General features: G+C 68.1%; 24 protein-coding genes. 21 read left to right on the top strand and 3 right to left on the bottom strand.

The window, feature by feature from the left end; all coding sequences use genetic code 11:
• Nucleotides 1–93 precede the first annotated feature (93 nt).
• The 16 genes from B447_RS09720 (at nucleotide 94) to B447_RS09645 (ending at nucleotide 15,859) form a co-directional block, all read left to right on the top strand.
• The gene (locus B447_RS09720; RefSeq protein WP_002925195.1) at nucleotides 94–1,320 is read left to right on the top strand and encodes a helix-turn-helix transcriptional regulator; all 1,227 of its coding nucleotides are present in this window, start codon (nucleotides 94–96) and stop codon (nucleotides 1,318–1,320) included.
• 91 nt (nucleotides 1,321–1,411) lie between these two features.
• Nucleotides 1,412–2,161, top strand: coding sequence for a glucose 1-dehydrogenase (locus tag B447_RS09715; RefSeq protein ID WP_002939153.1), 750 nt, complete (start codon nucleotides 1,412–1,414; stop codon nucleotides 2,159–2,161).
• Nucleotides 2,162–2,276: 115 nt separating this feature from the next.
• On the top strand, nucleotides 2,277–3,179 hold the full coding sequence (locus B447_RS09710) for a VOC family protein (protein WP_002939152.1): 903 nt from the start codon (nucleotides 2,277–2,279) through the stop codon (nucleotides 3,177–3,179).
• A 25-nt stretch (nucleotides 3,180–3,204) separates the two neighbouring features.
• Nucleotides 3,205–4,080 carry a CoA transferase subunit A gene (locus tag B447_RS09705; RefSeq protein WP_002925190.1) on the top strand — a complete coding sequence of 292 codons (876 nt, stop codon included), beginning with the start codon at nucleotides 3,205–3,207 and terminating at the stop codon, nucleotides 4,078–4,080.
• Between the two features lie 14 nt (nucleotides 4,081–4,094).
• Nucleotides 4,095–4,895 (top strand): CoA-transferase subunit beta, encoded by an 801-nt coding sequence (locus B447_RS09700; RefSeq protein ID WP_002939151.1) that lies wholly within the window; start codon nucleotides 4,095–4,097, stop codon nucleotides 4,893–4,895.
• Nucleotides 4,896–4,915: 20 nt separating this feature from the next.
• Nucleotides 4,916–5,827: an enoyl-CoA hydratase gene (locus B447_RS09695; protein ID WP_002939147.1), complete on the top strand. Its 912-nt coding sequence runs from the start codon at nucleotides 4,916–4,918 to the stop codon at nucleotides 5,825–5,827.
• On the top strand, nucleotides 5,824–6,966 hold the full coding sequence (locus B447_RS09690; RefSeq protein WP_002939145.1) for a nitronate monooxygenase: 1,143 nt from the start codon (nucleotides 5,824–5,826) through the stop codon (nucleotides 6,964–6,966). Before B447_RS09695 ends, B447_RS09690 begins: the two co-directional genes overlap by 4 nt.
• Nucleotides 6,967–7,017: 51 nt before the next feature.
• A complete protein-coding gene (locus B447_RS09685; RefSeq protein ID WP_002925183.1) occupies nucleotides 7,018–7,770 on the top strand; it encodes an enoyl-CoA hydratase family protein in 753 nt (250 codons plus the stop codon).
• Between the two features lie 7 nt (nucleotides 7,771–7,777).
• A complete protein-coding gene (locus B447_RS09680; RefSeq protein WP_002925181.1) occupies nucleotides 7,778–8,947 on the top strand; it encodes an acyl-CoA dehydrogenase family protein in 1,170 nt (389 codons plus the stop codon).
• 13 nt (nucleotides 8,948–8,960) lie between these two features.
• Nucleotides 8,961–10,019, top strand: a complete 1,059-nt coding sequence (locus B447_RS09675) for an acyl-CoA dehydrogenase family protein (RefSeq protein ID WP_002939144.1) — start codon at nucleotides 8,961–8,963, stop codon at nucleotides 10,017–10,019.
• A gap of 2 nt (nucleotides 10,020–10,021) precedes the next feature.
• On the top strand, nucleotides 10,022–11,173 hold the full coding sequence (locus tag B447_RS09670) for an acetyl-CoA C-acetyltransferase (RefSeq protein WP_002939143.1): 1,152 nt from the start codon (nucleotides 10,022–10,024) through the stop codon (nucleotides 11,171–11,173).
• Nucleotides 11,174–11,187: 14 nt separating this feature from the next.
• Entirely contained in the window at nucleotides 11,188–12,063 is an 876-nt protein-coding gene (locus tag B447_RS09665) for an SDR family oxidoreductase (RefSeq protein ID WP_002939136.1), read from the top strand.
• A 1-nt stretch (nucleotide 12,064) separates the two neighbouring features.
• Complete coding sequence (locus B447_RS09660) at nucleotides 12,065–13,639, top strand: amidase (protein WP_002939134.1); 1,575 nt, start codon at nucleotides 12,065–12,067, stop codon at nucleotides 13,637–13,639.
• 18 nt (nucleotides 13,640–13,657) lie between these two features.
• The gene (locus B447_RS09655) at nucleotides 13,658–14,482 is read left to right on the top strand and encodes an SDR family NAD(P)-dependent oxidoreductase (protein WP_002939129.1); all 825 of its coding nucleotides are present in this window, start codon (nucleotides 13,658–13,660) and stop codon (nucleotides 14,480–14,482) included.
• Between the two features lie 52 nt (nucleotides 14,483–14,534).
• Complete coding sequence (locus B447_RS09650) at nucleotides 14,535–15,416, top strand: SDR family NAD(P)-dependent oxidoreductase (RefSeq protein ID WP_002939126.1); 882 nt, start codon at nucleotides 14,535–14,537, stop codon at nucleotides 15,414–15,416.
• Between the two features lie 11 nt (nucleotides 15,417–15,427).
• Nucleotides 15,428–15,859 (top strand): nuclear transport factor 2 family protein, encoded by a 432-nt coding sequence (locus B447_RS09645; protein ID WP_002925169.1) that lies wholly within the window; start codon nucleotides 15,428–15,430, stop codon nucleotides 15,857–15,859.
• A 7-nt stretch (nucleotides 15,860–15,866) separates the two neighbouring features.
• Here the strand turns inward: B447_RS09645 and B447_RS22140 are convergent, their stop codons facing one another.
• The gene (locus B447_RS22140; protein WP_157384659.1) at nucleotides 15,867–16,016 is read right to left on the bottom strand and encodes a rubredoxin; all 150 of its coding nucleotides are present in this window, start codon (nucleotides 16,014–16,016) and stop codon (nucleotides 15,867–15,869) included.
• Between the two features lie 16 nt (nucleotides 16,017–16,032).
• Nucleotides 16,033–17,286, bottom strand: coding sequence for a cytochrome P450 (locus B447_RS09640; RefSeq protein ID WP_002939122.1), 1,254 nt, complete (start codon nucleotides 17,284–17,286; stop codon nucleotides 16,033–16,035).
• A gap of 132 nt (nucleotides 17,287–17,418) precedes the next feature.
• On the opposite strand from B447_RS09640, the gene B447_RS09635 reads away from it, so the two are divergent.
• Nucleotides 17,419–18,798, top strand: a complete 1,380-nt coding sequence (locus B447_RS09635) for a DUF1254 domain-containing protein (RefSeq protein ID WP_002939118.1) — start codon at nucleotides 17,419–17,421, stop codon at nucleotides 18,796–18,798.
• Here B447_RS09635 and B447_RS09630 read toward each other — a convergent pair.
• The gene (locus B447_RS09630; RefSeq protein ID WP_232431603.1) at nucleotides 18,759–19,478 is read right to left on the bottom strand and encodes a TetR/AcrR family transcriptional regulator; all 720 of its coding nucleotides are present in this window, start codon (nucleotides 19,476–19,478) and stop codon (nucleotides 18,759–18,761) included. The two genes, B447_RS09635 and B447_RS09630, sit on opposite strands and share 40 nt — an antisense overlap.
• 180 nt (nucleotides 19,479–19,658) lie before the next feature.
• Between B447_RS09630 and B447_RS09625 the strand changes: the two genes are divergently transcribed.
• The 4 genes from B447_RS09625 to B447_RS22720 are packed head-to-tail and all read left to right on the top strand — an operon-like array spanning nucleotide 19,659 to nucleotide 23,272.
• Nucleotides 19,659–20,444 (top strand): SDR family oxidoreductase, encoded by a 786-nt coding sequence (locus B447_RS09625; RefSeq protein ID WP_002925159.1) that lies wholly within the window; start codon nucleotides 19,659–19,661, stop codon nucleotides 20,442–20,444.
• 11 nt (nucleotides 20,445–20,455) lie between these two features.
• Nucleotides 20,456–20,917, top strand: a complete 462-nt coding sequence (locus B447_RS09620; protein ID WP_002939113.1) for a MaoC family dehydratase — start codon at nucleotides 20,456–20,458, stop codon at nucleotides 20,915–20,917.
• Between the two features lie 22 nt (nucleotides 20,918–20,939).
• The gene (locus B447_RS09615) at nucleotides 20,940–22,142 is read left to right on the top strand and encodes an acetyl-CoA C-acyltransferase (protein ID WP_002939112.1); all 1,203 of its coding nucleotides are present in this window, start codon (nucleotides 20,940–20,942) and stop codon (nucleotides 22,140–22,142) included.
• Entirely contained in the window at nucleotides 22,142–23,272 is a 1,131-nt protein-coding gene (locus B447_RS22720; protein ID WP_002939111.1) for an acyl-CoA dehydrogenase family protein, read from the top strand. Before B447_RS09615 ends, B447_RS22720 begins: the two co-directional genes overlap by 1 nt.
• Nucleotides 23,273–23,290: the final 18 nt, after the last annotated feature.

Here is a 23,290-nt window from a genome sequence, read left to right as displayed (position 1 = left end):
ATGAGGCGGTGCAGCAGGCATGACACAGTGCCCGAACGGAAAACGAGCCGGCCGCCCATGTCGCGGCCGTGCCAGGGGCCGACAGGGAGAACGATGAAGAGCAATGCAGGCGATCCGGCCGTGCGCGGGACATCCGGGTTGCGAGTGCCGTTGCGGGCGCTCGAACCGGGTGATCGCAACACGCTGTTCCGGCGCAGCGGGCTGGATTTCGACGACTACGACAGTCTCGTTGCGCTTGCCTACGGCGGCACGCAGGACGCGGTGCCGTGGATGCAGCTGCTGGAGAGCCTGCGCACGCTGCTGGGTGCGAACTACGTCACCCTGATCCTGCGCTCGCATGGGGCGAGCCAATCCCTGCAGGTGGTGTTCGCCGGGGAGGCGCGGCCTGCGATCGTGCAGCCCTACGAGGCCGAGCTGGCCGCGGTCGACCCCTTTGTCAACCTGCCGCGCGACCGCATGGTGATGCTCGATGAGCTCATCGACGAGGCTGCCTGGCAGGCGGGCGTGTACTACCGCAGCTTTCACGAGCCGTTGAACCTGCGCTACCACATGGGCGCCGACATCGGCATGGAGGCCGAGCCGAGCTGCCGCCTGCGCGTGTCGCGGCCACCCTGGGCCGAACGATTCGGCGAGCGCGAGCGCGCGATCTGCAACCTGTTGCTGCCTCATCTGCATGCGGCGGTCCAACTGCGCGCGAGCCTCGACATCGCCGAGGTCGAGCGCCATTGCTACGTCGGCATGCTCGATCGCCTGTCGGTCGGTGTGGTGCTGCTCGACCGCAATGCGCGCATTCTCCGCCTCAACCAGGCGGCGACCGAGATCCTTGGCCGCCGCGACGGCCTGAGCGTGGTCGCCGGCAGCCTGTCGGCAGCCTTGAATGGAGAAGGGCGGGCGCTGCGCGGGCTGATCGAACGGGCCGTTGTCGCTGGCGCGCGTCACGAGCCCGGCGTCGTCGATGGCATGTCGATCAGCCGGCCTTCGGGCGGCCCGCAGCTTGGCGTTGCCGTACGCGCGATGCCCCCCACCGAGTGGTCCGAGCCCTCCAGCCGGCCGGCCGCGATGGTCATCATCCGTGACCCGGATGTGCGCCTGCTGGCCTCCGACGAGCAGCTCAAGCGCCTGTACGGCCTCACCAATGCCGAAGCCAGCCTCGCGCTCGAGCTGATGGCCGGGCGCACCGTCGACGAGGCCGCGCAGGCTCTCGGCATCAGCCGCAACACCGCGCGCTGCCAGGTGCGCGCCATCTTCGCCAAGACCGGCGTCACGCGCCAGGCCGAGTTGCTGCGGGTCCTGCTCAGTGGCGTCGCGCCGCTGGCCTGAGGGCGGCGACGCTCTTCGGTCGAACCCGGTACTCAAGCCGGCTCTTGCGGGCCGGACCCATGCAGCGAACCCACACGAGGAGATGTCGTCGATGAAGCGTTTCGAGAACAAGGTGGTTCTGGTCACAGGTGCCGCACGCGGCCAGGGTGAAGTGGAGGCGAGGCTGTTCCACGCCGAGGGCGCGTGCGTGGTGCTCGCCGACGTGCTGGATGGCGATGCCGCACGGCTGGCCGATGAGCTCGGGTCCAATGCGCTTGCCGTGCATCTCGACGTATCCGACCCGCAGCAATGGGCGGCGGCGGTCGAGGCAGCGCTGGCCCGCTTCGGACGACTCGACGTGCTGGTGAACAACGCCGGCATCCTGCGCTGGGGCCGCATCGAGGACATGTGCCTCGACGAATACATGCAGGTGATCCAGATCAACCAGACCGGCTGCTGGCTGGGGATGAAGGCAGTGCTGCCAGCGCTGAAGGCGGCGGGTGGCGGTGCCATCGTCAACATCAGCTCCGCCGCCGGCATCATGGCGATTGGCGGCGCCAGCGCCTATACGGCCAGCAAGTTCGCCGTGCGCGGCATGAGCAAGTGCGCAGCGCTCGAATTCGGCCGCTACGGCATCCGCGTCAACTCGGTGCACCCGGGCGGCATCGACACGCCGATGGTGCACACGCCTGACCGTGAGCTCAATGCGGCCTACCAGCACCAGCCGATCGCCCGCATCGGCACGCCGCAGGAGGTCGCCCGCCTGGTCGCCTTCCTCGCCTCGGACGAGGCGTCCTATTGCACCGGCGGTGAGTTCACCATCGACGGCGGCATGCTGGCGGGCTTCAACGCCACCTTCTGATCCCGCTCCGGCCGCGCCCCCGACGCCCGTTTTTCGTAGTCTCAACGGACGATGATGGCGCGGCCGCCTGTTCGCACAATGCCCCTACGTATCCGACCAATCTTTGGGGGCAGCAATGATCGACATCCGCGGTTTGGCCTACTTCGTCGCCCAGATCGACGACCTCGCCGAATGGAAGCATTACGCCGAGAACGTGCTCGGCATGATGACCTCGACCGCGCCTGGCGGCGGTCTCTACATCAAGATGGACGAGCGTCCCTTCCGCATCCTGGTGGTGCAGGGCGCAGAGCGTCGCTACCTGGCATCGGGTTGGGAGCTGGCGGGTGAAGACGCCTTCAAGGCCGCGCTCGCCGAACTCGACGCCAAGGGTGTGGGCTACGAGCTCGCCGATGCCGCCACCGTCGCCCAGCGCGGCATGCAGGCCGTCGCCGTGGTGACCGACCCCTCGGGCAACCGCCACGAGCTGTGCTGGGGCCACCTGTCGGACTGCCAGCCCTTCGTGTCGCCGCAGGGCGTGCCGCGCTTCCTCACCGGCGACATGGGCCTGGGCCATACCGTGATGCCGGCCCCCAACTTCGACGCCACCGCGGCCTTCTTCCGCGACGTGCTCGGTTTCGGCCTGTCGGACATCTTCAACTTCCGTCCCGATCCGGCCGCGCCGCCGGTGCGCATCCACTTCCTGCACTGCAACAACGCCCGCCACCACAGCCTGGCGATCGCCGAGTACCCGGTGCCGAGCGGCTGCGTGCATGTGATGGTCGAGGTCGATTCGATGACCGAGGTCGGCCGTGCCCACGACCGCCGCATCGCGCACAAGGTGCCGCTGTCGGCCACGCTGGGCCAGCACCTCAATGACCGCATGATCTCCTTCTACATGAAGACGCCCTCGGGCTTCGATCTCGAGTACGGCTACGGCGGCCTGCAGTGCGACTGGGAACGCCACAACGCCTTCGAGTTCACCCGCGTCAGCATCTGGGGCCACGACTTCGGCGTCGGCCAGCAGGAACAGGCCGCCTGAGCGCGGCCGGCAACAGGAAAGCACCATGAACAAACTGATGACGACGACCGATGTCGTCGCCCAATTGCGCGATGGCATGACCATCGGTTTCGGCGGCTGGGGCCCGCGGCGCAAGCCGATGGCGATCGTGCGCGAGATCCTGCGCTCGGACGTCAAGGACCTCACCGTGGTGGCCTATGGTGGCCCGGACGTCGGCATGCTGTGCGCCGCCGGCAAGGTGAAGAAGCTGATCTTCGGCTTTGCCACGCTGGATGCCATCCCGCTCGAGCCCTGGTACCGCAAGGTGCGTGAATCCGGCGCACTGGAGCTGCTGGAACTCGACGAGGGCATGTGGCAATGGGGCCTGCGTGCCGCCGGCATGCGTGTGCCCTTCCTGCCGACGCGCTGCGGTCTGGCGACCGATGTCACCAAGCTCAACCCCGAGCTCAAGACCATCCAGTCGCCCTACGCCGATGGCGAGGTGCTGCTGGCGATGCCGGCCTTGAAGCTCGACGTCGCGCTGGTGCACGTCAATGTTGCCGACCAACTCGGCAACACCCTGATCCAGGGCGGTGACCCTTATTTCGATCACCTCGTCGCGCGTGCGGCGGACGCCTGCTACGTGTCGGCCGAACGCGTCGAGGAGCGCCTCGCGCTCACCCCAGACCAGGCCCGCTTCAACACCTTCGAGCGCTACCTGGTGAAGGGCGTGGTGCATGCGCCCTGCGGTGCCCACCCGACCACTTGCGCGCCCGAGTACGGCTGGGACATGGCCCACTTCAAGCGCTACGTCGCGAGCGCGGCCGATGACGGTGGCTGGCAGGCCTACATGGACGAGTTCGTCACCCCGGGCGAGGCCGCCTACCAGGACAAGAACGGCGGTATCGAACGCATGGGCAAGCTGCCCCTGCCGGTGTTTTGAGGAGCGCGAGCGGCATGAGCAACAACACTGAATTCACCCTCGCCGAACTGATGATCGTCGCGGCCTCGGAAGCCTGGCGCGGCGACGGCGAGGTGCTGGCCTCGGGCATCGGCGTGATTCCGCGCCTGGGCGCCAGCCTGGCCAAGCTCACCTACGCCCCCGAGCTGCTGATGACCGACAGCGAATGCTTCCTGGTCGAGGAGCCGATTCCGCTCGGCCCGCGCGGCGACTACGTGCCGAAGTACTCCGGCTACATGTCCTTCGAGCGCGTGTTCGAGTGCGTGTGGGGCGGCCGTCGCCACGCCATGATCGGCCCGACCCAGATCGACCGCTTCGGCCAGACCAACCTGTCGGTGGTGGGCGACTACAGGAAACCCAAGGCCGCCATCCTCGGCGTGCGCGGCCTGCCGGGCAACAGCATCAACCACATCAACTCCTTCTTCGTGCCCAACCACAGCAAGCGCGTGTTCGTCGAAGGCGAGGTGGACATGGTGTCGGGCGTGGGCTTCAACCCCGCACGCTGGGAACCCGGCATGCGCCAGGACTTCATGGACATCCGCCGCATCGTCACCGACCTGTGCGTGCTGGACTTCGAAGGCCCGGACCACGCCATCCGTGTGCGCTCGCTGCACCCGGGCGTCAGCTTCGACGAGGTGCAGGAGAAGACCGGCTTCCCGCTGCTGAAGGCGCCGGAGCTGGGCGAGACCCCGCACCCGACCGCGGCGCAGCTGGAGATCATCCGCCGCCTCGATCCGCACGACCTGCGCGGCGCGCAGGTCAAGGGCAATCCGCCCGGCATCCGCGCCGCAGCCTGATCAGGCCAAGGAAGAAGCCCATGAGCGCCCCCGACCAGAACTTCGTCACCCGCCCCGACAACGCGGTGTACGAGACCGACAGCCCGGTGCACTACGCCGTGGCCGACGGTATCGCCACGGTGACGATGAGCCGTACCGAGTTCAACAACGCGCAGAACTCGCAGATGACCTATGCGCTGGACGCCGCCTTCCGCCGTGCGGTGGATGACGACGCCGTGAAGGTCATCGTGCTGCGCGGCGACGGCAAGCATTTTTCCGCCGGCCACGACATCGGTACGCCGGGGCGCGACATCAACAAGCCCTTCGAGCGCGTGCATCTGTGGTGGGACCACACCAACAAGCCGGGCGGCGAATACCTCTACGTGCGCGAGCAGGAGGTGTACCTGAACATGTGCCGGCGCTGGCGCGAGCTGCCCAAGCCGACCATCGCCATGGTGCAGGGCGCCTGCGTCGCCGGCGGGCTGATGCTGGCCTGGGTGTGCGACCTCATCGTCGCCAGCGACGACGCCTTCTTTCAGGACCCGGTGGTGCGCATGGGCATCCCCGGGGTGGAGTACTTCGCTCACCCCTACGAGCTCAACCCGCGCATCGCCAAGGAATTCCTGATGACTGGCGACCGCATGGGTGCCGAGCGCGCCTACCAGATGGGCATGGTCAACCGCGTCGTCGCGCGTGAGCAGCTCGAGGCCGAGACCTATGCGCTGGCCGCGCGTGTCGCCAAGCAGCCGCGCATGGGCCTGGCGCTGACCAAGCAGGCGATCAACCACGTCGAGGACCTGCAGGGCAAGCGCACGGCGATGGATGCGGTGTTCGCCTGGCACCACTTCGCCCACACCCACAACGAACTGCTGTCGGGCGACAAGCTCGGCGGCTACGACGCCAAGGCCATGGCCAGCGCCAACAAGCGGGCCGCAGGCGAGGACAAGGCATGAGCCATACCCCAGACACGCACGATTTCTCGGCGCTGCTGCGCACCCCGCTCACCGAGCGCCTCGGCTGCCGCTACCCCGTCATCCAGACCGCGATGGGCTGGGTGGCGGACGCCAATCTGGTGATCGCCACCACCAAGGCCGGCGGCTTCGGTTTTCTCGCTGGCGCCACCATCGATGCCGACAAGATCGAAGGCGAGATCAAGAAGGTCATCGCCGCCACCGGTGGCAGCAACTTCGGCCTCAACTTCCACATGTTCCAGGAGAACGCCGCGCAGTGCGTCGACCTGGCCATCCAGTACAAGCTGCGCGCCGTGAGCTACGGCCGCGGCCCGGACAAGAAGACCATCGCCCGCTTCAAGGAAGCCGGCGTGCTGTGCATCCCCACCGTGGGTGCGCTGAAGCATGCGATCAAGGCCGTTGAGCTCGGCGCAGACATGATCACCATCCAGGGCGGTGAGGGCGGCGGCCACACCGGTGGCGTGCCGACCACCATCCTGCTGCCGCAGGTGCTGGCGGCGGTGAAGGTGCCGGTGATCGCCGCGGGTGGTTACTCCACCGGCCGCGGCCTGGCGGCGGCGCTGGCCGCAGGCGCGGCCGGCATCGCCATGGGCACGCGCTTCCTGATGACCACCGATTCGCCCACCCCGCCGGCCACGCTCGAGCGCTACGTCAAGGTCGATGACCCGCAGAAGGTGCGCGTCACGCTCGCGGTCGACGGCATGCGCCACCGCATGATCGAGAACCCCTTCATCAACAAGCTCGAGTCCGCCAGCCCGTTGGGCCGGCTGCTGATCGCGCTCAGGAGCGCCTGGCAGTGGAAGCAGCAGACCGGCATGAGCTTCGGCCACATGCTCGGCGTGTTCCGCCAGGCCCTCAAGGAAGACCCCGGCGCGGTGTCGCAGACGGTGATGTCGGCCAACCAGCCGGTGCTGCTGCAGCGCTCGATGGTCGAGGGCTACCCCGACGAGGGCATCCTGCCCAGCGGCCAGGTGGCGGCGGCGATCGGCAAGCTCGAGAGCTGCGAGGACGTCATCCATGGCATCGCCGCGGAAGCCGAGGCCTGCCTCGCCGCCTTGTACGCCCGCCTCGACGACGCACGCGGCACCGAAGCCTGCAAACAGACAGCGGCCGTCGCCTGAGCGCACAGCCCGAACCCCACATAAGACACGACCCCCACGGAGCCCGATAACGTGAGCCAGGCATTCCAGACAACGATCGACAACGGCATTGCCGAACTGGTCATCAACAAGCCCCCGGTCAACGCCCTCGACAGCAGCGAGTGGTACGCGCTGGCGCATCGCATCGACGAACTTGGTCACGACCCCGAGGTACGCGTGATCGTGATCCGCGCCGAGGGCCGCGGCTTCTGCGCCGGTGTGGACATCAAGGAACTCGATGCTCATCCCGAGCGCATCGTCGCCGTCAATGGCGGCAATTACGCCACCTTCAAGGCGGTGCACCGCAACCCGGTGCCGGTCATCGTCGCGGTGCACGGCTTCGTGCTCGGCGGCGGCATCGGCATCACCGGCGCGGCCGACATCGTCGTCGCTGCCGAGTGCGCCACCTTCGCGCTGCCCGAGGTCGATCGCGGCGCGATGGGCGGCGGTGCCCACCTGCAGCGCCTGTTCCCGGTGCAGAAGGTGCGCTATCTGTTCTTCACCGGCGAGAAGATCGGTGCGCGCGAGGCCGAGCGCTACGGCTTCATCGAGCGCATCGTGCCCAAGGCCGAGCTGCGCGAGGCCGCACTCGACATCGCCCGCAAGATCGCCGCCAAGAGCCCGGCCATGATCCGCATCGCCAAGGAGGCGCTCAACGGCATCGAGGACGGCAACCTGGAAGACAAGTACCGCTGGGAGCAGGGTTTCACGCTGCAGGCCTACACCAGCCCCGACTCGGCGGAAACCCGCCGCGCCTTTGTCGAGAAACGCGAAGCCAAGTTCTGAGGACACCATGGATCTCGCCTACACCCCCCGGCAGAAAGCCTTCCGCGAGGAAGTGCGCGCCTGGCTCGCGGCCAACCTGCCGCGCGAGCCGCTGGCCAGCTACGACACCCGCGAGGGCTTCGAGCAGCACCGCGAATGGGAGCGCAAGCTGTTCGACGCGCGCCTGTCGATGGTGATCTGGCCCGAAGCCCTGGGCGGCCGCGGCTGCGACCTCATCGAATGGCTGATCTTCGAGGAGGAGTACTACGGCGCCGGTGCACCGATGCGTGTGAACCAGAACGGCCAGCTCCTGCTCGGCCCCACGCTGATCGAATTCGGCACCGAGGAACAGAAGGCGCGCTTCCTGCCGCGCATGGCCTCGAGCGAGGACATGTGGGCGCAGGGCTGGTCCGAGCCCAACGCCGGCTCCGACATGGCGGCGATCACCAGCAAGGCCATCCTGTCCGCTGACGGTACCCACTATGTGGTGAACGGCCAGAAGACCTGGTCGACGCGGGCGAGCTACGCCGACCTGCTGTTCGGCCTGTTCCGCAGCGATCCGGCCTCCAGCCGCCACCATGGCTTGTCCTATCTGGCGGTGGCGCTGGATGCGCCGGGCGTGACCATCCGCCCGATCCAGGCGCTCAACGGCAAGCAGGCCTTCGCCGAGATCTTCTTCGACGACGTCAAGGTCCCGGTGGAGAACCGCATCGGCGACGAAGGCCAGGGCTGGCATGTAGCGATGGCCACGGCCGGCTTCGAGCGCGGCCTGCTGCTGCGCTCGCCGGCGCGCTTCCAGTACACCGCGCGCCGTCTGGTCGAGCTCTACAAGGCCAACCGCGAGGTCGCCGACCGCGACCCCAGCATCCGCGACGCGGTCATCGAGGCCTGGACCGGCACCGAGGCCTACGCGCTCGCCGCCTACCACACCGTGGGCCGGCTGGCGAAGGGCGCCCGCATCGGCGCCGAGGCCAGCACCAACAAGATCTACTGGTCGGAGCTGGACCTGAAGATGCACGAGACCGCGATGCGCATCCTCGGCCCGCTCGGCGAACTCACCGGCGACGCGCCGGCGGCAGTCGAGGCCGCGCGCTGGCTGGATGGCTTCCTGTTCGCGCAGGCCGGGCCGATCTACGCCGGCACCAACGAGATCCAGCGCAACATCATCGCCGAGCGCATGCTCGGCCTGCCGAAATAAGGAAGGGGCCGCCATGGACTTCACCTTCACCGACGACCAGCTCACCTTCCGCGAGGCGGTGAGCCGCTTCCTGATGACCGAAGCCGCGCCCGAGATGCTGCGCGAGATCTGGGAAACCGACACCGGGCGCTCGCCCGAACTGCGCAAGAACATCGCCGAGCAGGGCCTGACCGCGCTGTCGGTGCCCGAGGACTGCGGCGGCCTGGGCATGGACGATATCGCCTGGGCACTGATGACGCAGGAGCTGGGCTACTACGCCATCCCGGACTCGCTCGCCGACGCGGCCTACGTTGCTGCTGGTCTCATCGCCGCGCTGCCGGCTGGCACCGCGTCGCGCGAAGACTGGCTCGGCCGCATTGCCGAGGGCAGCATCCGTATCGCGGTTGCGCACCCGGTCAATCCGCTGGTGGCCGACGCCAACCCGGCCAACCTGCTGCTCCTTGCGCATGGCGACGAAGTGCATGCCGTGCCGCGCGAGCAGGTCGAGGTCGAGCCCAACCCCAGCATCGACCTGTCGCGCCGCCTCGCGCGCGTGCGCTGGACGCCCGCCGCGTCCACGCTGATCGCCGGCGGCGAGGCCGGCCGCGCGCTGTGGGCGCAGACGCTCAACCGCGGTGCCTTGTCCACTGCCGGGCAGTTGCTCGGCCTGGCGCAGCGCATGCTCGACCTGTCGGTCGACTACGTGGCGCAGCGCAAGCAGTTCGGCAAGCCGATCGGCAGCTTCCAGGCGGTCAAGCACCACCTCGCCGACGTCGCCACCAGGATCGAGTTCGCCAAGCCCGTGCTCTACCGCGCTGCCTATGCGCTCGCCCATGGCGAGGCGGGTGCCGATGCGCGTGTCTCGCACGCCAAGCTCGCCTGCGGCGAGGCGGCCTGGCTGGGCGCACGCCAGGGTATCCAGGTGCACGGCGCGATGGGCTACACCTGGGAAGTCGATCTGCAGATGTTCATGAAGCGTGCCTGGGCGCTGGATGCCGCCTGGGGTGACCGCGGCTTCCACAAGGCCCGCGTTGCCGACGCAATCCTGGCCGACGGTGCCGCGCTCGGCCCCGGCCACACGTTCGAGGAGTGAATATGGCTGAAGCCTACATTGTCGATGCCCTGCGCAGCCCTACGGGCAAGCGCAAGGGCGGTCTGTCCCACGTCCATGCGATCGACCTCGGCGCGCATGTGCTGAAGGCGCTGGTCGAGCGCAACGCCATTCCCGCCGACGAATACGATGACGTGATCTTCGGCTGCGTCGACACCATCGGCTCGCAGGCGGGCGACATCGCGCGCACCGCCTGGCTGGCCGCCGGCCTGCCGCTGAACGTGCCCGGTACCACGGTGGACCGCCAGTGCGGCTCCTCGCAGCAGGCGGTGCACTTCGCCGCCCAGGCAGTGATGAGCGGCACGCAGGACGTGGTCGCGGTCGGCGGGGTGCAGACCATGACCCAGATTCCGATCTCGTCGGCCATGCTCGCCGGCCAGCCGCTCGGCTTTCCCGACCCGTTCTCGGGCAGCAAGGGCTGGAAGGCGCGCTTCGGCGACCAGCCGGTGAATCAGTTCTATTCCGCGCAGCGCATCGCCGACCACTGGCAGTGCAGCCGCCGCGACATGGAGGTCTATGCGCTCGAGAGCCACCGCCGTGCGCTGGCCGCGATCGCCGAAGGCCGCTTCGAGCGCGAGATCGTCGGCCTGGAGGGCGTGACGAAGGACGAGACGCCGCGCGTGTCCACGCTGGAGAAAATGGCCGAACTGGAACCGGTCGGCCCCGAGTACCCGTCGATCACCGCCGCGGTGTCGAGCCAGACCTGCGACGCCTCGGCCGCGCTGCTGGTGGTGTCGGAGGTCGCGCTCAAACGCTACAACCTGACCCCGCGCGCGCGCATCCACCACCTGTCGGTGCTGGGCGACGACCCGATCTGGCACCTCACCGCGCCGATCCCCGCCACCCGTGCCGCGCTCAAGAAGGCCGGCATGCGCGTGAGCGACATCGACGTGGTCGAGATCAACGAGGCCTTCGCCTCGGTGGTCATGGCCTGGCAGAAGGAGCTGGACTACGACCCCGCGCGCATGAACCCCAACGGCGGCGCCATCGCCCTAGGCCACCCGCTCGGCGCCACCGGCGCCCGCCTGATGACCGCGCTGCTTCATGAGCTCGAGCGCAGCGGCGGCCGCTTCGGTCTGCAGACCATGTGTGAAGGCGGCGGCCAGGCCAACGTCACCATCATTGAAAAGCTGTAAGAGAAGGGATCGACATGGGAATTTGTGAAGGACGCACCGTCATCATCACCGGCGCCGGCGGCGGCCTGGGCCGCGCCTATGCACTGGCCTTCGCGGCCGAGGGCGCGAACGTGGTGGTCAACGACATCCGCAAGGAAGCGGCCGACGCCGTCGTCGCCGAGATCGCCGCGGCGGGTGGCAAGGCGATCGCCAACGCCGACGACATCACCCGCATCGACACCGCACAGCAGATCGTCGATGCCGCCGTGGCGGCCTTCGGCGAGGTGCACGTGGTGGTGAACAACGCCGGCATCCTGCGCGACCGCATGTTCATCAGCCTGTCGGAAGACGACTGGGAGCAGGTCATGCGGGTGCACCTGAAGGGCCACTTCTGCCTCGCCAATATCCTCGGCAAGCGCTGGCGCGACCAGGCCAAGGCCGGTAACAAGATCGCCGCACGCATCATCAACACCAGCTCGGGCGCCGGCCTGCAGGGCTCGGTCGGGCAGTCGAACTATTCCGCGGCCAAGGGCGGCATTGCCGCGCTGACCCTGGTGCAGGCTGCCGAGCTGGCGCGCTACGGTGTCACCGCCAACGCGCTGGCCCCGGCCGCGCGCACCTCGATGACCGAGAGCGCGATGCCCGACGTGGTCAAGGCGCCCGAGACCGGCTTCGACGCCTGGGCAGCCGAAAACGTTGCGCCGCTGGTCGTCTGGCTGGGCAGCGAGCTGTCCTCGCACGTCACTGGCCAGGTGTTCGAGAGCCAGGGCGGGCGCATCTCGGTGTGCGACGGCTGGCGCACCGGTCCGCAGAAGGACAAGGGCGCGCGCCTGACGCCGATGGAAGCGGGCGCGACGGTCGATGAACTGATGAAGCAGGCCGTGCCTGCGCAAAAGGTATGGGGGACTTGAGATGAGCGAACGGGCGGTGGTGCAGGAGCGTCGTGATTTCCTGAAGACGGGTGCAGTGCTCGGCGGCGCGGCGGCTGTGGGCCTGGGTGGGGCCAGCCCCGCCGCTGCTGCAGTTGCCACGCCCGTGTCCCTGCCGCTGCCCGACTACGAGCAGTGGGACGCGACCGAGATCGCGTTGCGCATCCGCCGCGGCGACGTCAAGCCGAGCGAGGTGCTCGAGGCGGCGATCGCCCGCGCCGAGGCCTACGCGGCGATCAACGCCGTCACCGTGCCGCACTTCGATCTCGCACGCGAGGCCGCGCGCGCACTGGACGCTGCCGGCCAGGCCGAGCGCGAGGCGCGCCCCGCCTTGTCCGGTGTGCCGTTCGCGTTGAAGGATCTCGGCATCGCGCTCAAGGGCACGGTCACCACCAACGGCTGCGCCTTCTTCAAGGATGCGGTGGCCGACCATGATTCCACCCTGGTGCAGCGCTACCAGGCGGCGGGCCTCAATATCTTCGCCAAGCTCGCCTCGCCCGAATTCGGCCAGACCGGCACCACCGAATCGCGCCTGTTCGGCGCCACCCGCAACCCCTGGGATCTGGAGCGCAGTTCGGGCGGTTCCTCGGGCGGGGCCTCGGCGGCGGTCGCTGCCGGTGTGCTGCCGGTGGCCCACGCCAGCGACGGCGGCGGCTCGATCCGCATCCCGGCTTCGCATTGCGGCCTGTTCGGCCTCAAGCCCAGCCGCGGACTGATCCCGATGGGGCCGAAGTCGCTCGAAGGCTGGCTCGGCCTGTCGGCGCACAACGTGATCAGCCGCAGCGTGCGCGATACGGCTTTGCTGATGCAGCTCAGCCAGGGCGCGGAGCCGGGCGCGCGCACCTTGCCGCCGACCGCCGACCTGCTCGCGGCGCTGGAGCAGGCGCCGCGCGCGCTGAAGATCGGCTTGTTCCAGGCCAATCTGTTCGGCGCCGGCGTGCATGCGGAGTGCATCGAAGCGTCGAACAAGGCTGCCATCCTATGCGCCGGCCTGGGTCATCACGTCGAGCCGATCGACCTGTCGGCGCTGCCCTTCCTGGAGATGGCTGGCAGCATGGGCGTGGTCACCGCCAGCGGCATGCTCTACACCGTGCGCGAGCGCGAGAAGGTGCTCGGCCGCGAGGCGCGCGAGGACGAGTTCGAGCCGATCGACTGGCAAAGCATGCAGAAGGCCCAGTCCTACACCGCCGAGCAGATCCTCAAGGCGCGCAGCGTGTTCGACCGCGGCGGCCGTGTGCTGGACGAGCTGTTCGCGCGCTACGACCTGATCCTGTCGCCGACCACCGCCGCACTGCCGCCCAAGCTCGGCGAGCTCTCGCTCGACCAGCCCTTCGAGGACTTCGCGCGCAGGGCGGTGCTGGCGTCGGCTTTCACCTCCATGTTCAACATGACCGGCCTGCCGGCGATGTCGGTGCCGCTGCACTGGAGCGCCGAAGGCCTGCCGATCGGCGTGCAGTTCGCCGCGCCCTACGGCGGCGAGGCACGCCTGATCGCGCTTGCCGCGCAGCTGGAGAAGGCCGCGCCGTGGGCGGATCGCCGCCCGCCGCGGCTGGGCTGATCGACGGGTACCGCAGTCTTGGCGTACACACTGACGGGCCTGGAAGGCAAGCTCGCCGTTGTCACCGGCGCGGGGCGGATGCGCAGCATCGGCCGTTCGATCGCGGTCGAGCTTGCCCGCGCGGGCTGCGACGTCGTCATCACCGGCAGCGGCCGCTCGCCGGATTCCTTTCCGGATGACGAGAAGCGGGCCGGCTGGCGCGACATCGACTCGGTCGCGGAGGAAGTCCGCGCGCTGGGCCGACGCGCACTGCCGGTGGTCAGCAACGTGGCCGACCCGGACGCCGTCGCGGCCCTGGCCGACACGGTGATGCGCGAGTTCGGCCGGGTGGATTTCGTCATCAACAACGCCGGCGCCGCGCGCGCCGGCGACCGGGCCCCGGTGGTCGATGTCGATCCTGCCGCCTGGCGCAAGGTCATCGACGTGAACCTGAACGGCAGCTTCTACATGAGCCAGGTGTTCGGTCGCAGCTTGATCGAGCAGGGCGAGGGCGGCGCCATCATCAACATCTCGTCCGTGGGCGGCAAGCTGATGGCGCCCAACACGGCCGCCTACGCCGCCAGCAAGGCCGGGGTGCATGCGCTGACCGCGGCGATGGCGGGCGAGGTGGGGCGGTACGGGATCCGCGTCAATGCGATCTGCCCGGGCATCGTCACCACGTCCCGGCTGGACGACCTGTCGCCCGCGCAATGGGACGCCATCATCGACACCTACGTGCCCCTGAAGCGCGCGGGCGCGCCGGCGGAGATCGCCAGCATGGTGGTCTATCTGTGCAGCACCCAGGGCGCGTGGATCAGTGGCCAGCTCTACAGCGTCGATGGCGGGCAAGTGGCCGGGCGATAGGCGATCCGCAGCCGCCTGGTGCATGTCCGGACTTCATTCCCAAGGAAAACCGATGAATACAATCGCCTCACAGGGCGTCGCGGTCATCACCGGTGCCAGCCGTGGCGTGGGCCGCGGCGTGGCCGAAGCGCTCGGCGCGGCCGGCATGACCGTCTACGTCACCGGGCGCAGCACCACCGACGGCGCATCGCGCATCGGCGACACGCCGCTGCACGGCACCATCCACGACGCCGCCGCCGCGGTGACCGCCGCGGGCGGGCAGGGCATCGCGGTGCATTGCGACCATGGCGACGACGCCCAGGTGAAGGCGCTGTTCGAGCGCGTCGAACGCGAGCAGGGCCGCCTCGACATCCTGGTGAACAACGCCCTGGTCATCGACGACAGCCTGATCGAGCCAGGCCCGTTCTGGACCAAGCCGCTCGCCCAGGCCGACATGTTCGGTGTCGGGCTGCGTTCGAACTATGTTGCCGCCTGGCACGCCGCACCGCTGCTGCTGAAGGCGGGGCGGGGGCTGGTGGCGTTCACGTCCTCGTATGGCGCTGGGTGCTACATGCATGGCCCGGCCTATGGCGCGCAGAAGGCCGGCTGCGACAAGATGGCGGCCGACATGGCGGTGGATTTCGAGGGCACCGGCGTGGCCGCGGTGTCGCTGTGGCTGGGTGTTCAGCGCACCGAACGCACTGCCATCGCCGCCCGTCTGCGTGGTGACGCCTACGGCGACTTCATGGCGCGCAGCGAGAGCCCGCAGTTCGTCGGCCGCGTCATCCACGCACTGTGGCGCGATCCGGAGCTGGCCGCGCGCTCAGGACGCACGCAGATCGTTGCCGAACTCGCGCAGCGCTACGGCGTTCGCGACGAGGACGGCCGTGAACCGCCGACCTGGCGCAACATCCTCGGCGCACCCTGCGCCTTCCATCCCGCGCGCGTGAGCTGAGGGAACGCTACATGGATCTCGACAAACGTATCGCCCGCCTCGAAGCGCTCGAGGCGATCCGCCTGCTCAAGCACCGCTACCTCAACGCCTGCGACCTCAAGGACGTCGATACCATCCGCGATTGTTTCGCCAGCGGCCCGATCGTGATCGACTATGAAGCCGTCGGCCGTTTCGACGACCGCGACAGCTTCGTCGCCCTCTACCAGTCGCTCGCCTGCCACCCGCGCGTGCGCGACAGCCACCACGGCGCCAACCCCGAAATCGAACTGCTCGCCGCCGACCACGCGCGCGGGCGCTGGGCCTTGTCCTATTTCAATCTGGATGCCGAAACCGGCGCGACCCGCCGGCTGGGTGTGATGTATGACGACGAGTACCGTTGCATCGACGGCGCGTGGAAGATCGTGGCGACGCGGTCGCGGATACTGGCTGCGGTCGGCGCTTGATTGGGCCTCAGTCCACCGTCTCGAAGCTGTCCCTTGGCTGGCCGCAGTCCGGACACACCCAGTCGACGGGAAGGTCCGACAATGCGGTGCCGGGCGCAATACCTTGCCCTGGCAGGCCAGTCGCTTCGTCGTAGATGAAGCCACATGTCAGGCACATGTGGCTTGAGGTCGCGTCAGCGTACGGCATAGCGGATCGGCAGGCGGCGATAGCCACCCACGAAGTTCGACGCGATGGGTACTGGCGTGGCGGTCAGTTCGAGGGACGACAGGCGCGGGATCAGCTTGCCGAAGAATGCGTCCAGTTCGAACAGGGCCAACTGGCGTCCGATGCAGGCGTGCACGCCGTAGCCGAATGCGACGTGGCCCGAGGTGTCGCGGTCGATCAGGAAGCGGTCTGGTTCTTCGAACACTGCCTCGTCGCGATTGCCTGAGGGGTAGATCAGCGCCACCGCTTCGCCCGCGCGTAGCGTGACGTCGCGGAGCTGGAAATCCTCACTCGCAGTGCGCATGAAATGGTGGATCGGTGACACCCAGCGGCAGATCTCGTTGCTGGTGTTGCGCAGCAGCCCCGGATTGGCGACGAGCTTGGTCATCTCCTCCGGGTGGGTGGCGAAGCCCAGCATGCCGCCGGCCAGTGCGGCCGACGTTGTGTCATGGCCGGCGGTGATCGCGACCAGCACGTAGGAGAGCGCTTCGATCATCCCGATCGGATTGCCGTCGATCGATGCGTTGGCGATCGCGCTTGTCAGGTCGCCGGTTGGGCATGCGCGCCGTTCGGCCAGCATCTTGCCCAGATACCCGGCGAACTCCTCGAATGCGGCCGCACCGTAGTCGCCGTCCTGCTGAAGCTCGGGGTCGCCGGCTGCGAGCAGCGCCTGGGTCATGCGCAGGATGTAGGGCGCGTCTTCAAGCGGGGCGCCGAGGATCGAGGCGATGACTTCTAGCGGGTACCACACGGCGATGTCGCTCGCAAAGTCACATTCGCCGCCCATCCCGATCATGCGGCTGACGTATTTTTCGGCGATGGCGTCGATCCCGGGCGTGAGTTCGCGCAGGCCGCTGCCGATGAACCAGCGTGCGGCGATGTTCCGGTACTGGCTGTGCTCGGGTTCGTCCATGTCGAGAATGGTTCGCGAACCGCCCGTGCGACTGCCGTAGCGCGCGAGCGTCGCCGCCTCCATGGCCTCGGGAATCAAGGTCAGGCGTGGAGCGCTCAGGAAGATCCCGTGGTTCTTCTCTATGAGCTTGATGTCCTCGTTGCGGGTGATGAGCCAGAAGGGGCGGTACGGTGCCCGGTCGACCCAGGACACGGGCAAGTTGCGACGAAGGTGAGCGAGCTGGCGGTAGAGCCCGGCCTCGTCGGCGTAGGCCTCGGGCGAGAACACGTCGATGTCGTCCGGCAGTTGATGCTGTTGTTCCGAGGTCATGGTCGAGGCGCTCGTGAATGGTGGATGGGAAGCGTTGATCTGATCTAAAACTAACAACTATTAGTTTATAGTGTCAACTGCTCATCCATTGAGCTCCGTTGGAACAGACCAAGCAAGAATGAGGAGACACCCATGATCAGACGTATTGCCGGCACCTTGGCGACGCTTGCACTCATTGGCAGCGTTCAGGGGGCAGGGCCTTTGCCGGACGTGCAGCGCGACATCGACGAGCGCGAGGAAAGCCTCGCGTACCACATCGGCGTGCAGGCCTATGTATATGGCTATCCCGCTGTCGATCTGATGCACGTGATGGGGCGCGAGACGCGGCGCGCTGACGGGGTGCAGCGCGTCTATGCGCCAGTCAACACGATGTTCAACTACCGGACCCTGGCGACACCGGGCACCGAGGGCGACCTGCGTGCGCCCAATAACGACACCATCTACTTCAGTGCATGGCTCGATCTGTCCGCCGGCCCTGTGGTGCTGGACGTGCCCGATACCGCAGGGCGCTACTATACGGTGGCGATCAGCGATCTCTACGCCGAGACCGAGCACATTGGTCGTCGCACGACGGGCACCGGCGCCGGCCGGTTCCTGTTCGTGCCACCGGGGTGGCAGGGCGCACTACCCGCCGGCATGCAGCTGATCGAGAACTCGACCACCGTGGTGTATCTGCTGGGGCGCATGTACAGCGCAGGGGACGCCGATATGGAAGAGGCCAGTCGCTTGATCGACGCCTTTCGGATCAGCGCGCACGAGGGCAGTCACGAGCCGGCTCCGCGTGACTTTCCGGTGCGGGAGGATTTGCAGCGCGTCGAGTTCTTTACCTGGTTGAACCGTATCCTGCGTGAATCGCCCACAAGGGCCGACGAGGCCGCGCTGATGGCCCAGTTCGACCGGATCGGCGTCGGCCCAAGCCAGGTCTTTGACCTCGCCACGGCGAATCCCGCCGTCGTTGCAGGCTTGCAGCGCGCGCTCAAGGACGGCGCGCGCTTGATCGAGCTCGCGGCGCGCGAAAGGGTCGAGCCAGGCTGGATCGTGCTTCGCGATCTGGGGACCTATGGCTACAACTACCTGCGCCGGGCCGGCGTCGTGCGCACGGGTACGGGGGCGAACCGGGCGGAGGAGAACCTCTATCCGGCCAATTTGTTCTCAGCCGACGGCAAGTTGCTGCATGGTGGCCAGCGTTACACGCTCACATTCGAAAAAGGTGGCTTGCCGCCGGTGGATGCGTTCTGGTCCATCTCGGTCTACGACGCACGCACGCATGCCTTGGTCGAGAACCCGATCCGTCGCTACAGCATCGGCGACAGGACACCCGGACTGGTGCATGGCGAGGATGGGGCTCTGACGCTCCATCTGCAGGCCGACGAGCCCGCCGAGGGGCCGCACAACTGGCTGCCCACGCCGAGCGGCGCGTTCTATGTGATCGCGCGTCTCTACCAGCCACGGCAGGAGGCGCTCACCGGCGCCTACGTGCTGCCGCCACTGTGGCCGGTACCCGGGTCCTGAGGCATGGCCGGTGCGCCCCTGGGGTGATCGGGGCGCAGCGCCTGTTGCGAGAGTGCTGCGTCGACGAGCTCGAGCACCATCTCGACGTGGCGGGCGCGGCCCTCGGGTGCCATCGGGTCGATGCCGATCAGGTCGCGGTACAGCGGTGCAAGCGTGATGTAGGACACCAGCAGGTTGTTGAAGTCCATGACCGCCCAGGGCTGCAGCGCCTGGGGCATGCGTGCGCCCTCGGTGACCGGGGCGAACAAGGGTTCGAACAGTGCCTGGATCTGCGCGCCTGCAATCGGGGTTTCGGCCAGCGCGGCATGCTGCAGCAGGCGGGCGAAGTTGGGATGCGCGAAGTAGCACTCGACCATGCGTCGCGCCCAGGCCAGCGCCTCTCGTCGTCCGTGAGGCGCGCCCCCTGGCTGCGGTGCTGCGGCCGCGATGATGGGGCGAAAGTGCGCCATCAGTCTCTCCAGCACGGCAGCGTACAGGGCTTCCTTGTTCTTGAAGTGGTTGTAGAGGCTTGGCGTACGGATGCCGACCCGGTCTGCGATGTCACCGAGTGAGGTTGCGTGGTAACCCGTGCTGGCGAAGAGTTCCTCGGCAACGTCGAGAATGCGCTCTGAGGTGGGGCGGCTGTCCGTCATCGAATCGAGCTTGTGCTTGAAGCCGCCTATTCTATCGAGCCTCGTCACGGATACCGCTTGGTTTCATATTTTCCGTTCGGGAAACTCAGGGCCAGAGGGCCGCGCAAGGAAACAACTTTTCCCAATCGGGAATGTGGCGCGCATTTGCGGCCCCGTCCGTTTTGACGATGCTGCCCTCCTGCACCCCCCCTATAAATGACGGCATCTCCACCCTTCGAGGTTCGTGCCGTGAAAGAAGCCCCCGCCTACGTCCCCGGTCACCAGTTGCTGGCTGGCAAGTCCGTCCTGATCACCGCCGCTGCGGGCGCCGGCATCGGCTTTGCCGCTGCGCGCAAGTGCGCCGAAGAAGGGTGCCGCGCCTTGATGATCTCCGACATCCATCCGCGCCGCCTTGAAGAGGCGGTCGCGAAGCTGAAGGCCGACACCGGCCTGCAGAACGTCTGGGGCCAGCTGTGCAACGTCACCCATGAAGAGGAAGTGCAGGCCCTGGTCGCTGCCGCCGAGGACAAGCTCGGCGGGGTCGATGTGCTCATCAACAACGCCGGCCTGGGCGGCGAGAAGCGCGTCACCGAGATGACCGACGACGAGTGGAGCCGGGTGCTCGACATCACCCTCACCGGCACCTTCCGCATGACGCGCGCGATGCTGCCGCACATGGAGAAGCGTGGTCGCGGCGCCATTGTGAACAACGCCTCGGTGCTGGGCTGGCGTGCGCAGAAGGGCCAGGCCCACTACGCCGCGGCCAAGGCCGGCGTGATGGCGCTGACGCGCTGCTCGGCGGTCGAGGCGGCCGAGCACGGCGTGCGCATCAACGCGGTGTCGCCGTCGATCGCGCTGCACGAATTCCTGAAGAAGGCGTCCAGCGAGGAACTGCTCGCCCAGCTTGCCAGCCGCGAGGCTTTCGGCCGCGCCGCAGAAGTGTGGGAAGTGGCCAACGTGATGGTCTTCCTCGCCAGCGACTACGCGTCCTACATGACCGGCGAAGTGCTGTCGGTCAGCTCGCAGCACGCTTGAGGGGCGCGGCGATGACCATGGTTTTCTCCAGTGCCGAGCAGTTGGTTGCGGCAGAGGGTCAGGATCTGGGCACGACCGACTGGGTCGAGATCCGCCAGGACCGCATCGACCGGTTTGCCGACGCCACCGACGACCACCAGTGGATCCACGTCGATCCCGCGCGCGCCAAGGACGGCCCCTTCGGCGCCTGCATCACGCACGGCTACCTGACGCTCGCACTTGCCAACCTGTTCCTGCCGCAGTTGATCCGCGCCGACAACCTGAAGATGGGCGTCAACGTCGGCTGCGACCGCGTGCGTTTTCCAGCGCCGGTCAAGGTCGGCTCGCGCATCCGCGGCCGCGGCGAAATCCTCAAGGTCGAGCGCATCAAGGACGCGGTGCAATCCACCGTGCGCGTGACCATCGAGATCGAGGGCAGTGAGCGCCCCGGCTGCGTGGTCGACACCATCAGCCGCTACACCTTCAACGATTGAATTCCCGAGAGAGCACATCGCCATGACCGAAGCCGTCATCGTTTCCACCGCGCGCACCGCGCTGACCAAGTCCTTCCGCGGCTCCTTCAACGACACCGAGGCGCCGGTGCTGGGCGGCCATGTGGTGCGCGCCGTCGTCGAGCGTGCCGGCATCGAGCCCGGCGCGGTCGAGGACGTGATCATGGGCGCTGCCGTCCAGCAGGGCACCCAGGCCTACAACATCGGCCGCCTGTGCGCCTACACCGGCGGTCTGCCCGACACGGTGCCGGGCATGGCGCTCGACCGCATGTGCGCCTCGGGCCTGATGACGATCGGCGTCGCCGCCAAGAACATCCTGGCCGGCGAGATGAAGATTGCGGTGGCGGGCGGCGTCGAGTCGCTGTCGCTCACCCAGACCAAGCACAAGAACACCTACCGCGCGCAGTCCGAAGCGGTGAAGGCGATCGTGCCCGCGGCCTACATCCCGATGCTGGAGACGGCCGAGATCGTGTCGGCGCGCTACGGCATCTCGCGCGCCGCGCAGGACGAGTTCTCGCTGCAGAGCCAGCAGCGCACCGCCGCCGCGCAGGCCGCCGGCCTGTTCGACGCCGAGATCGTGCCGCTGGCGGCGCGCAAGCTGGTGTTCGACAAGGAAGGCAAGCCGGTGGGTCACGAGGACGTCGTCGCCACCCGCGACGAGTGCAACCGCGCCTCGACCACGCTGGCGGATCTCGCCAAGCTGAATCCGGTGGTCAAGGATGGCCAGTGGGTGAAGCAGGGCGAGTTCGTCACCGCCGGCAACGCCTCGCAGCTGTCGGACGGCGCCTCGGCCGCGCTGGTGATGAGCCGCGACGAGGCCGAACGCCGCGGCATCGCGCCGCTGGGTGCCTACCGCGGCATCGCCGTGGCCGGCTGCGCGCCGGACGAAATGGGCATCGGCCCGGTGTTCGCCATCCCCAAGTTGCTCGAGCGCTTCAACCTCAAGGTGAGCGACATCGGCCTGTGGGAGATCAACGAGGCCTTCGCCTGCCAGGTGCTCTACAGCCGCGACAAGCTCGGCATCCCCAACGACCGCCTGAACGTCAACGGTGGTGCCATCGCCATCGGTCACCCTTTCGGCATGTCGGGCGCGCGCATGGTCGGCCACGCGCTGCTCGAAGGCCGTCGCCGCGGCGTGCGCTATGTGGTGGTGTCGATGTGCATCGGCGGCGGCATGGGCGCAGCGGGCCTGTTCGAGGTGCTGTGATGAGCCTGACGCTGTCCGACGAGCAACGTGCACTGCAGGAGACGGCGGCCGACTTCCTCGCTGCCCATACCAACGCGCGCAAGGATGCCGACGCCGATGCCGAACTGTGGTCGCGCATCGTCGAGCTGGGCTGGGCTGCGGTGCAGGTGCCGGAAGACTTCGACGGCCTCGGCCTGGGGCCGGTCGAACTGGCGCTGCTGATGGAGGAAATGGGCCGGCGTCTGGTGCGCACCCCCTTCCTGGCCAACGTGGTGCTGGCACAGACCGCGCTGCTGCAGGCTGGCACCACCGAGGCGCAGCAGGGCGCGCTTGCCGCGCTGGCCTACGGTGAGCGTACTGCCACGCTGATCCTGGGGCCGGGGTTGGATGCCGAACCGGCCTCGTTGAGCGTGAAAGCGCGCCGCGACGGCGAGGGTTGGGTGCTGGCCGGCGAGGCGGCGCAGGTGCTCGATGATGGCCTGCTCACCCACGCCTACGTGGCGGCACGTATCGAGGAGGCGCCGGGCGTGGCGCTGTTCGAGCTCGCTGCGGATGCGGCCGGCCTGACCCGCACGCCGCTCGACGTCTTCGACCTCACCCGGCCGCAGGCGCGCTGGACCTTCGCCGAGGTCCGCGTGGGCGCTGAGGCCCGCGTCGACGATCCGGCACGAGTGCTGGCCGGCCTTGCACGCACGCGCGTGCTGGCGGCCCTGCAGCTTGCGGCCGAGCAGGTCGGCGGTGCGGCGCAGTGCCTGCAGCTGGCCGTCGATTACACCAAGGAGCGGGTGCAGTTCGGCAAGCCGGTGGCCAGCTTCCAGGCGGTCAAGCACCGCGTCGCCGAGATGATGGTGCGCATGGAAACCGCGCGTTCCACCGTACGCGGCGTGGCGGCGCAAGTGGCGCAGGGCGCGCAGGGGAACGGACTCGACGACGCCGCGCTGGCGGCCGAGGTTGCCGCGGCGCGCGTGCAGGCCACCGAGGCCTACCGCTACTGCGCGCAGGAAGCCATACAACTCCACGGCGGCGTGGGCTTCACCTGGGAGTATGACCCTCAGCTGCACTTCAAGCGCGCGCAGTGGGCCAGCCAGTGGTTCGGCCCCACCCGCGACTGGCGCGAGGCGCTCGCCGCCCATCTGCTCGACGCCGCCTGACCGCAAGAACAAGGACCG

It is taken from the genome of Thauera sp. 27, from assembly GCF_000310125.2.
Taxonomy (GTDB): Bacteria; Pseudomonadota; Gammaproteobacteria; order Burkholderiales; family Rhodocyclaceae; genus Thauera; species Thauera mechernichensis.
Note: the sequence above shows the minus strand (reverse complement) of the source record. Positions and strands in the feature narration are given on the sequence as shown.

Coding starts and splice junctions, on each gene's coding strand:
- B447_RS09715 (WP_002939153.1), top strand. CDS start 1,412: ATGAAGCGTTTCGAGAACAAGGTGGTTCTGGTCACAGGTGCCGCACGC.
- B447_RS09670 (WP_002939143.1), top strand. CDS start 10,022: ATGGCTGAAGCCTACATTGTCGATGCCCTGCGCAGCCCTACGGGCAAG.
- B447_RS09710 (WP_002939152.1), top strand. CDS start 2,277: ATGATCGACATCCGCGGTTTGGCCTACTTCGTCGCCCAGATCGACGAC.
- B447_RS09700 (WP_002939151.1), top strand. CDS start 4,095: ATGAGCAACAACACTGAATTCACCCTCGCCGAACTGATGATCGTCGCG.
- B447_RS09660 (WP_002939134.1), top strand. CDS start 12,065: ATGAGCGAACGGGCGGTGGTGCAGGAGCGTCGTGATTTCCTGAAGACG.
- B447_RS09680 (WP_002925181.1), top strand. CDS start 7,778: ATGGATCTCGCCTACACCCCCCGGCAGAAAGCCTTCCGCGAGGAAGTG.
- B447_RS09705 (WP_002925190.1), top strand. CDS start 3,205: ATGAACAAACTGATGACGACGACCGATGTCGTCGCCCAATTGCGCGAT.
- B447_RS22720 (WP_002939111.1), top strand. CDS start 22,142: ATGAGCCTGACGCTGTCCGACGAGCAACGTGCACTGCAGGAGACGGCG.
- B447_RS09650 (WP_002939126.1), top strand. CDS start 14,535: ATGAATACAATCGCCTCACAGGGCGTCGCGGTCATCACCGGTGCCAGC.
- B447_RS09665 (WP_002939136.1), top strand. CDS start 11,188: ATGGGAATTTGTGAAGGACGCACCGTCATCATCACCGGCGCCGGCGGC.
- B447_RS09615 (WP_002939112.1), top strand. CDS start 20,940: ATGACCGAAGCCGTCATCGTTTCCACCGCGCGCACCGCGCTGACCAAG.
- B447_RS09635 (WP_002939118.1), top strand. CDS start 17,419: ATGATCAGACGTATTGCCGGCACCTTGGCGACGCTTGCACTCATTGGC.
- B447_RS22140 (WP_157384659.1), bottom strand. CDS start 16,016: ATGTGCCTGACATGTGGCTTCATCTACGACGAAGCGACTGGCCTGCCA.
- B447_RS09640 (WP_002939122.1), bottom strand. CDS start 17,286: ATGACCTCGGAACAACAGCATCAACTGCCGGACGACATCGACGTGTTC.
- B447_RS09695 (WP_002939147.1), top strand. CDS start 4,916: ATGAGCGCCCCCGACCAGAACTTCGTCACCCGCCCCGACAACGCGGTG.
- B447_RS09675 (WP_002939144.1), top strand. CDS start 8,961: ATGGACTTCACCTTCACCGACGACCAGCTCACCTTCCGCGAGGCGGTG.
- B447_RS09720 (WP_002925195.1), top strand. CDS start 94: ATGAAGAGCAATGCAGGCGATCCGGCCGTGCGCGGGACATCCGGGTTG.
- B447_RS09690 (WP_002939145.1), top strand. CDS start 5,824: ATGAGCCATACCCCAGACACGCACGATTTCTCGGCGCTGCTGCGCACC.
- B447_RS09620 (WP_002939113.1), top strand. CDS start 20,456: ATGACCATGGTTTTCTCCAGTGCCGAGCAGTTGGTTGCGGCAGAGGGT.
- B447_RS09645 (WP_002925169.1), top strand. CDS start 15,428: ATGGATCTCGACAAACGTATCGCCCGCCTCGAAGCGCTCGAGGCGATC.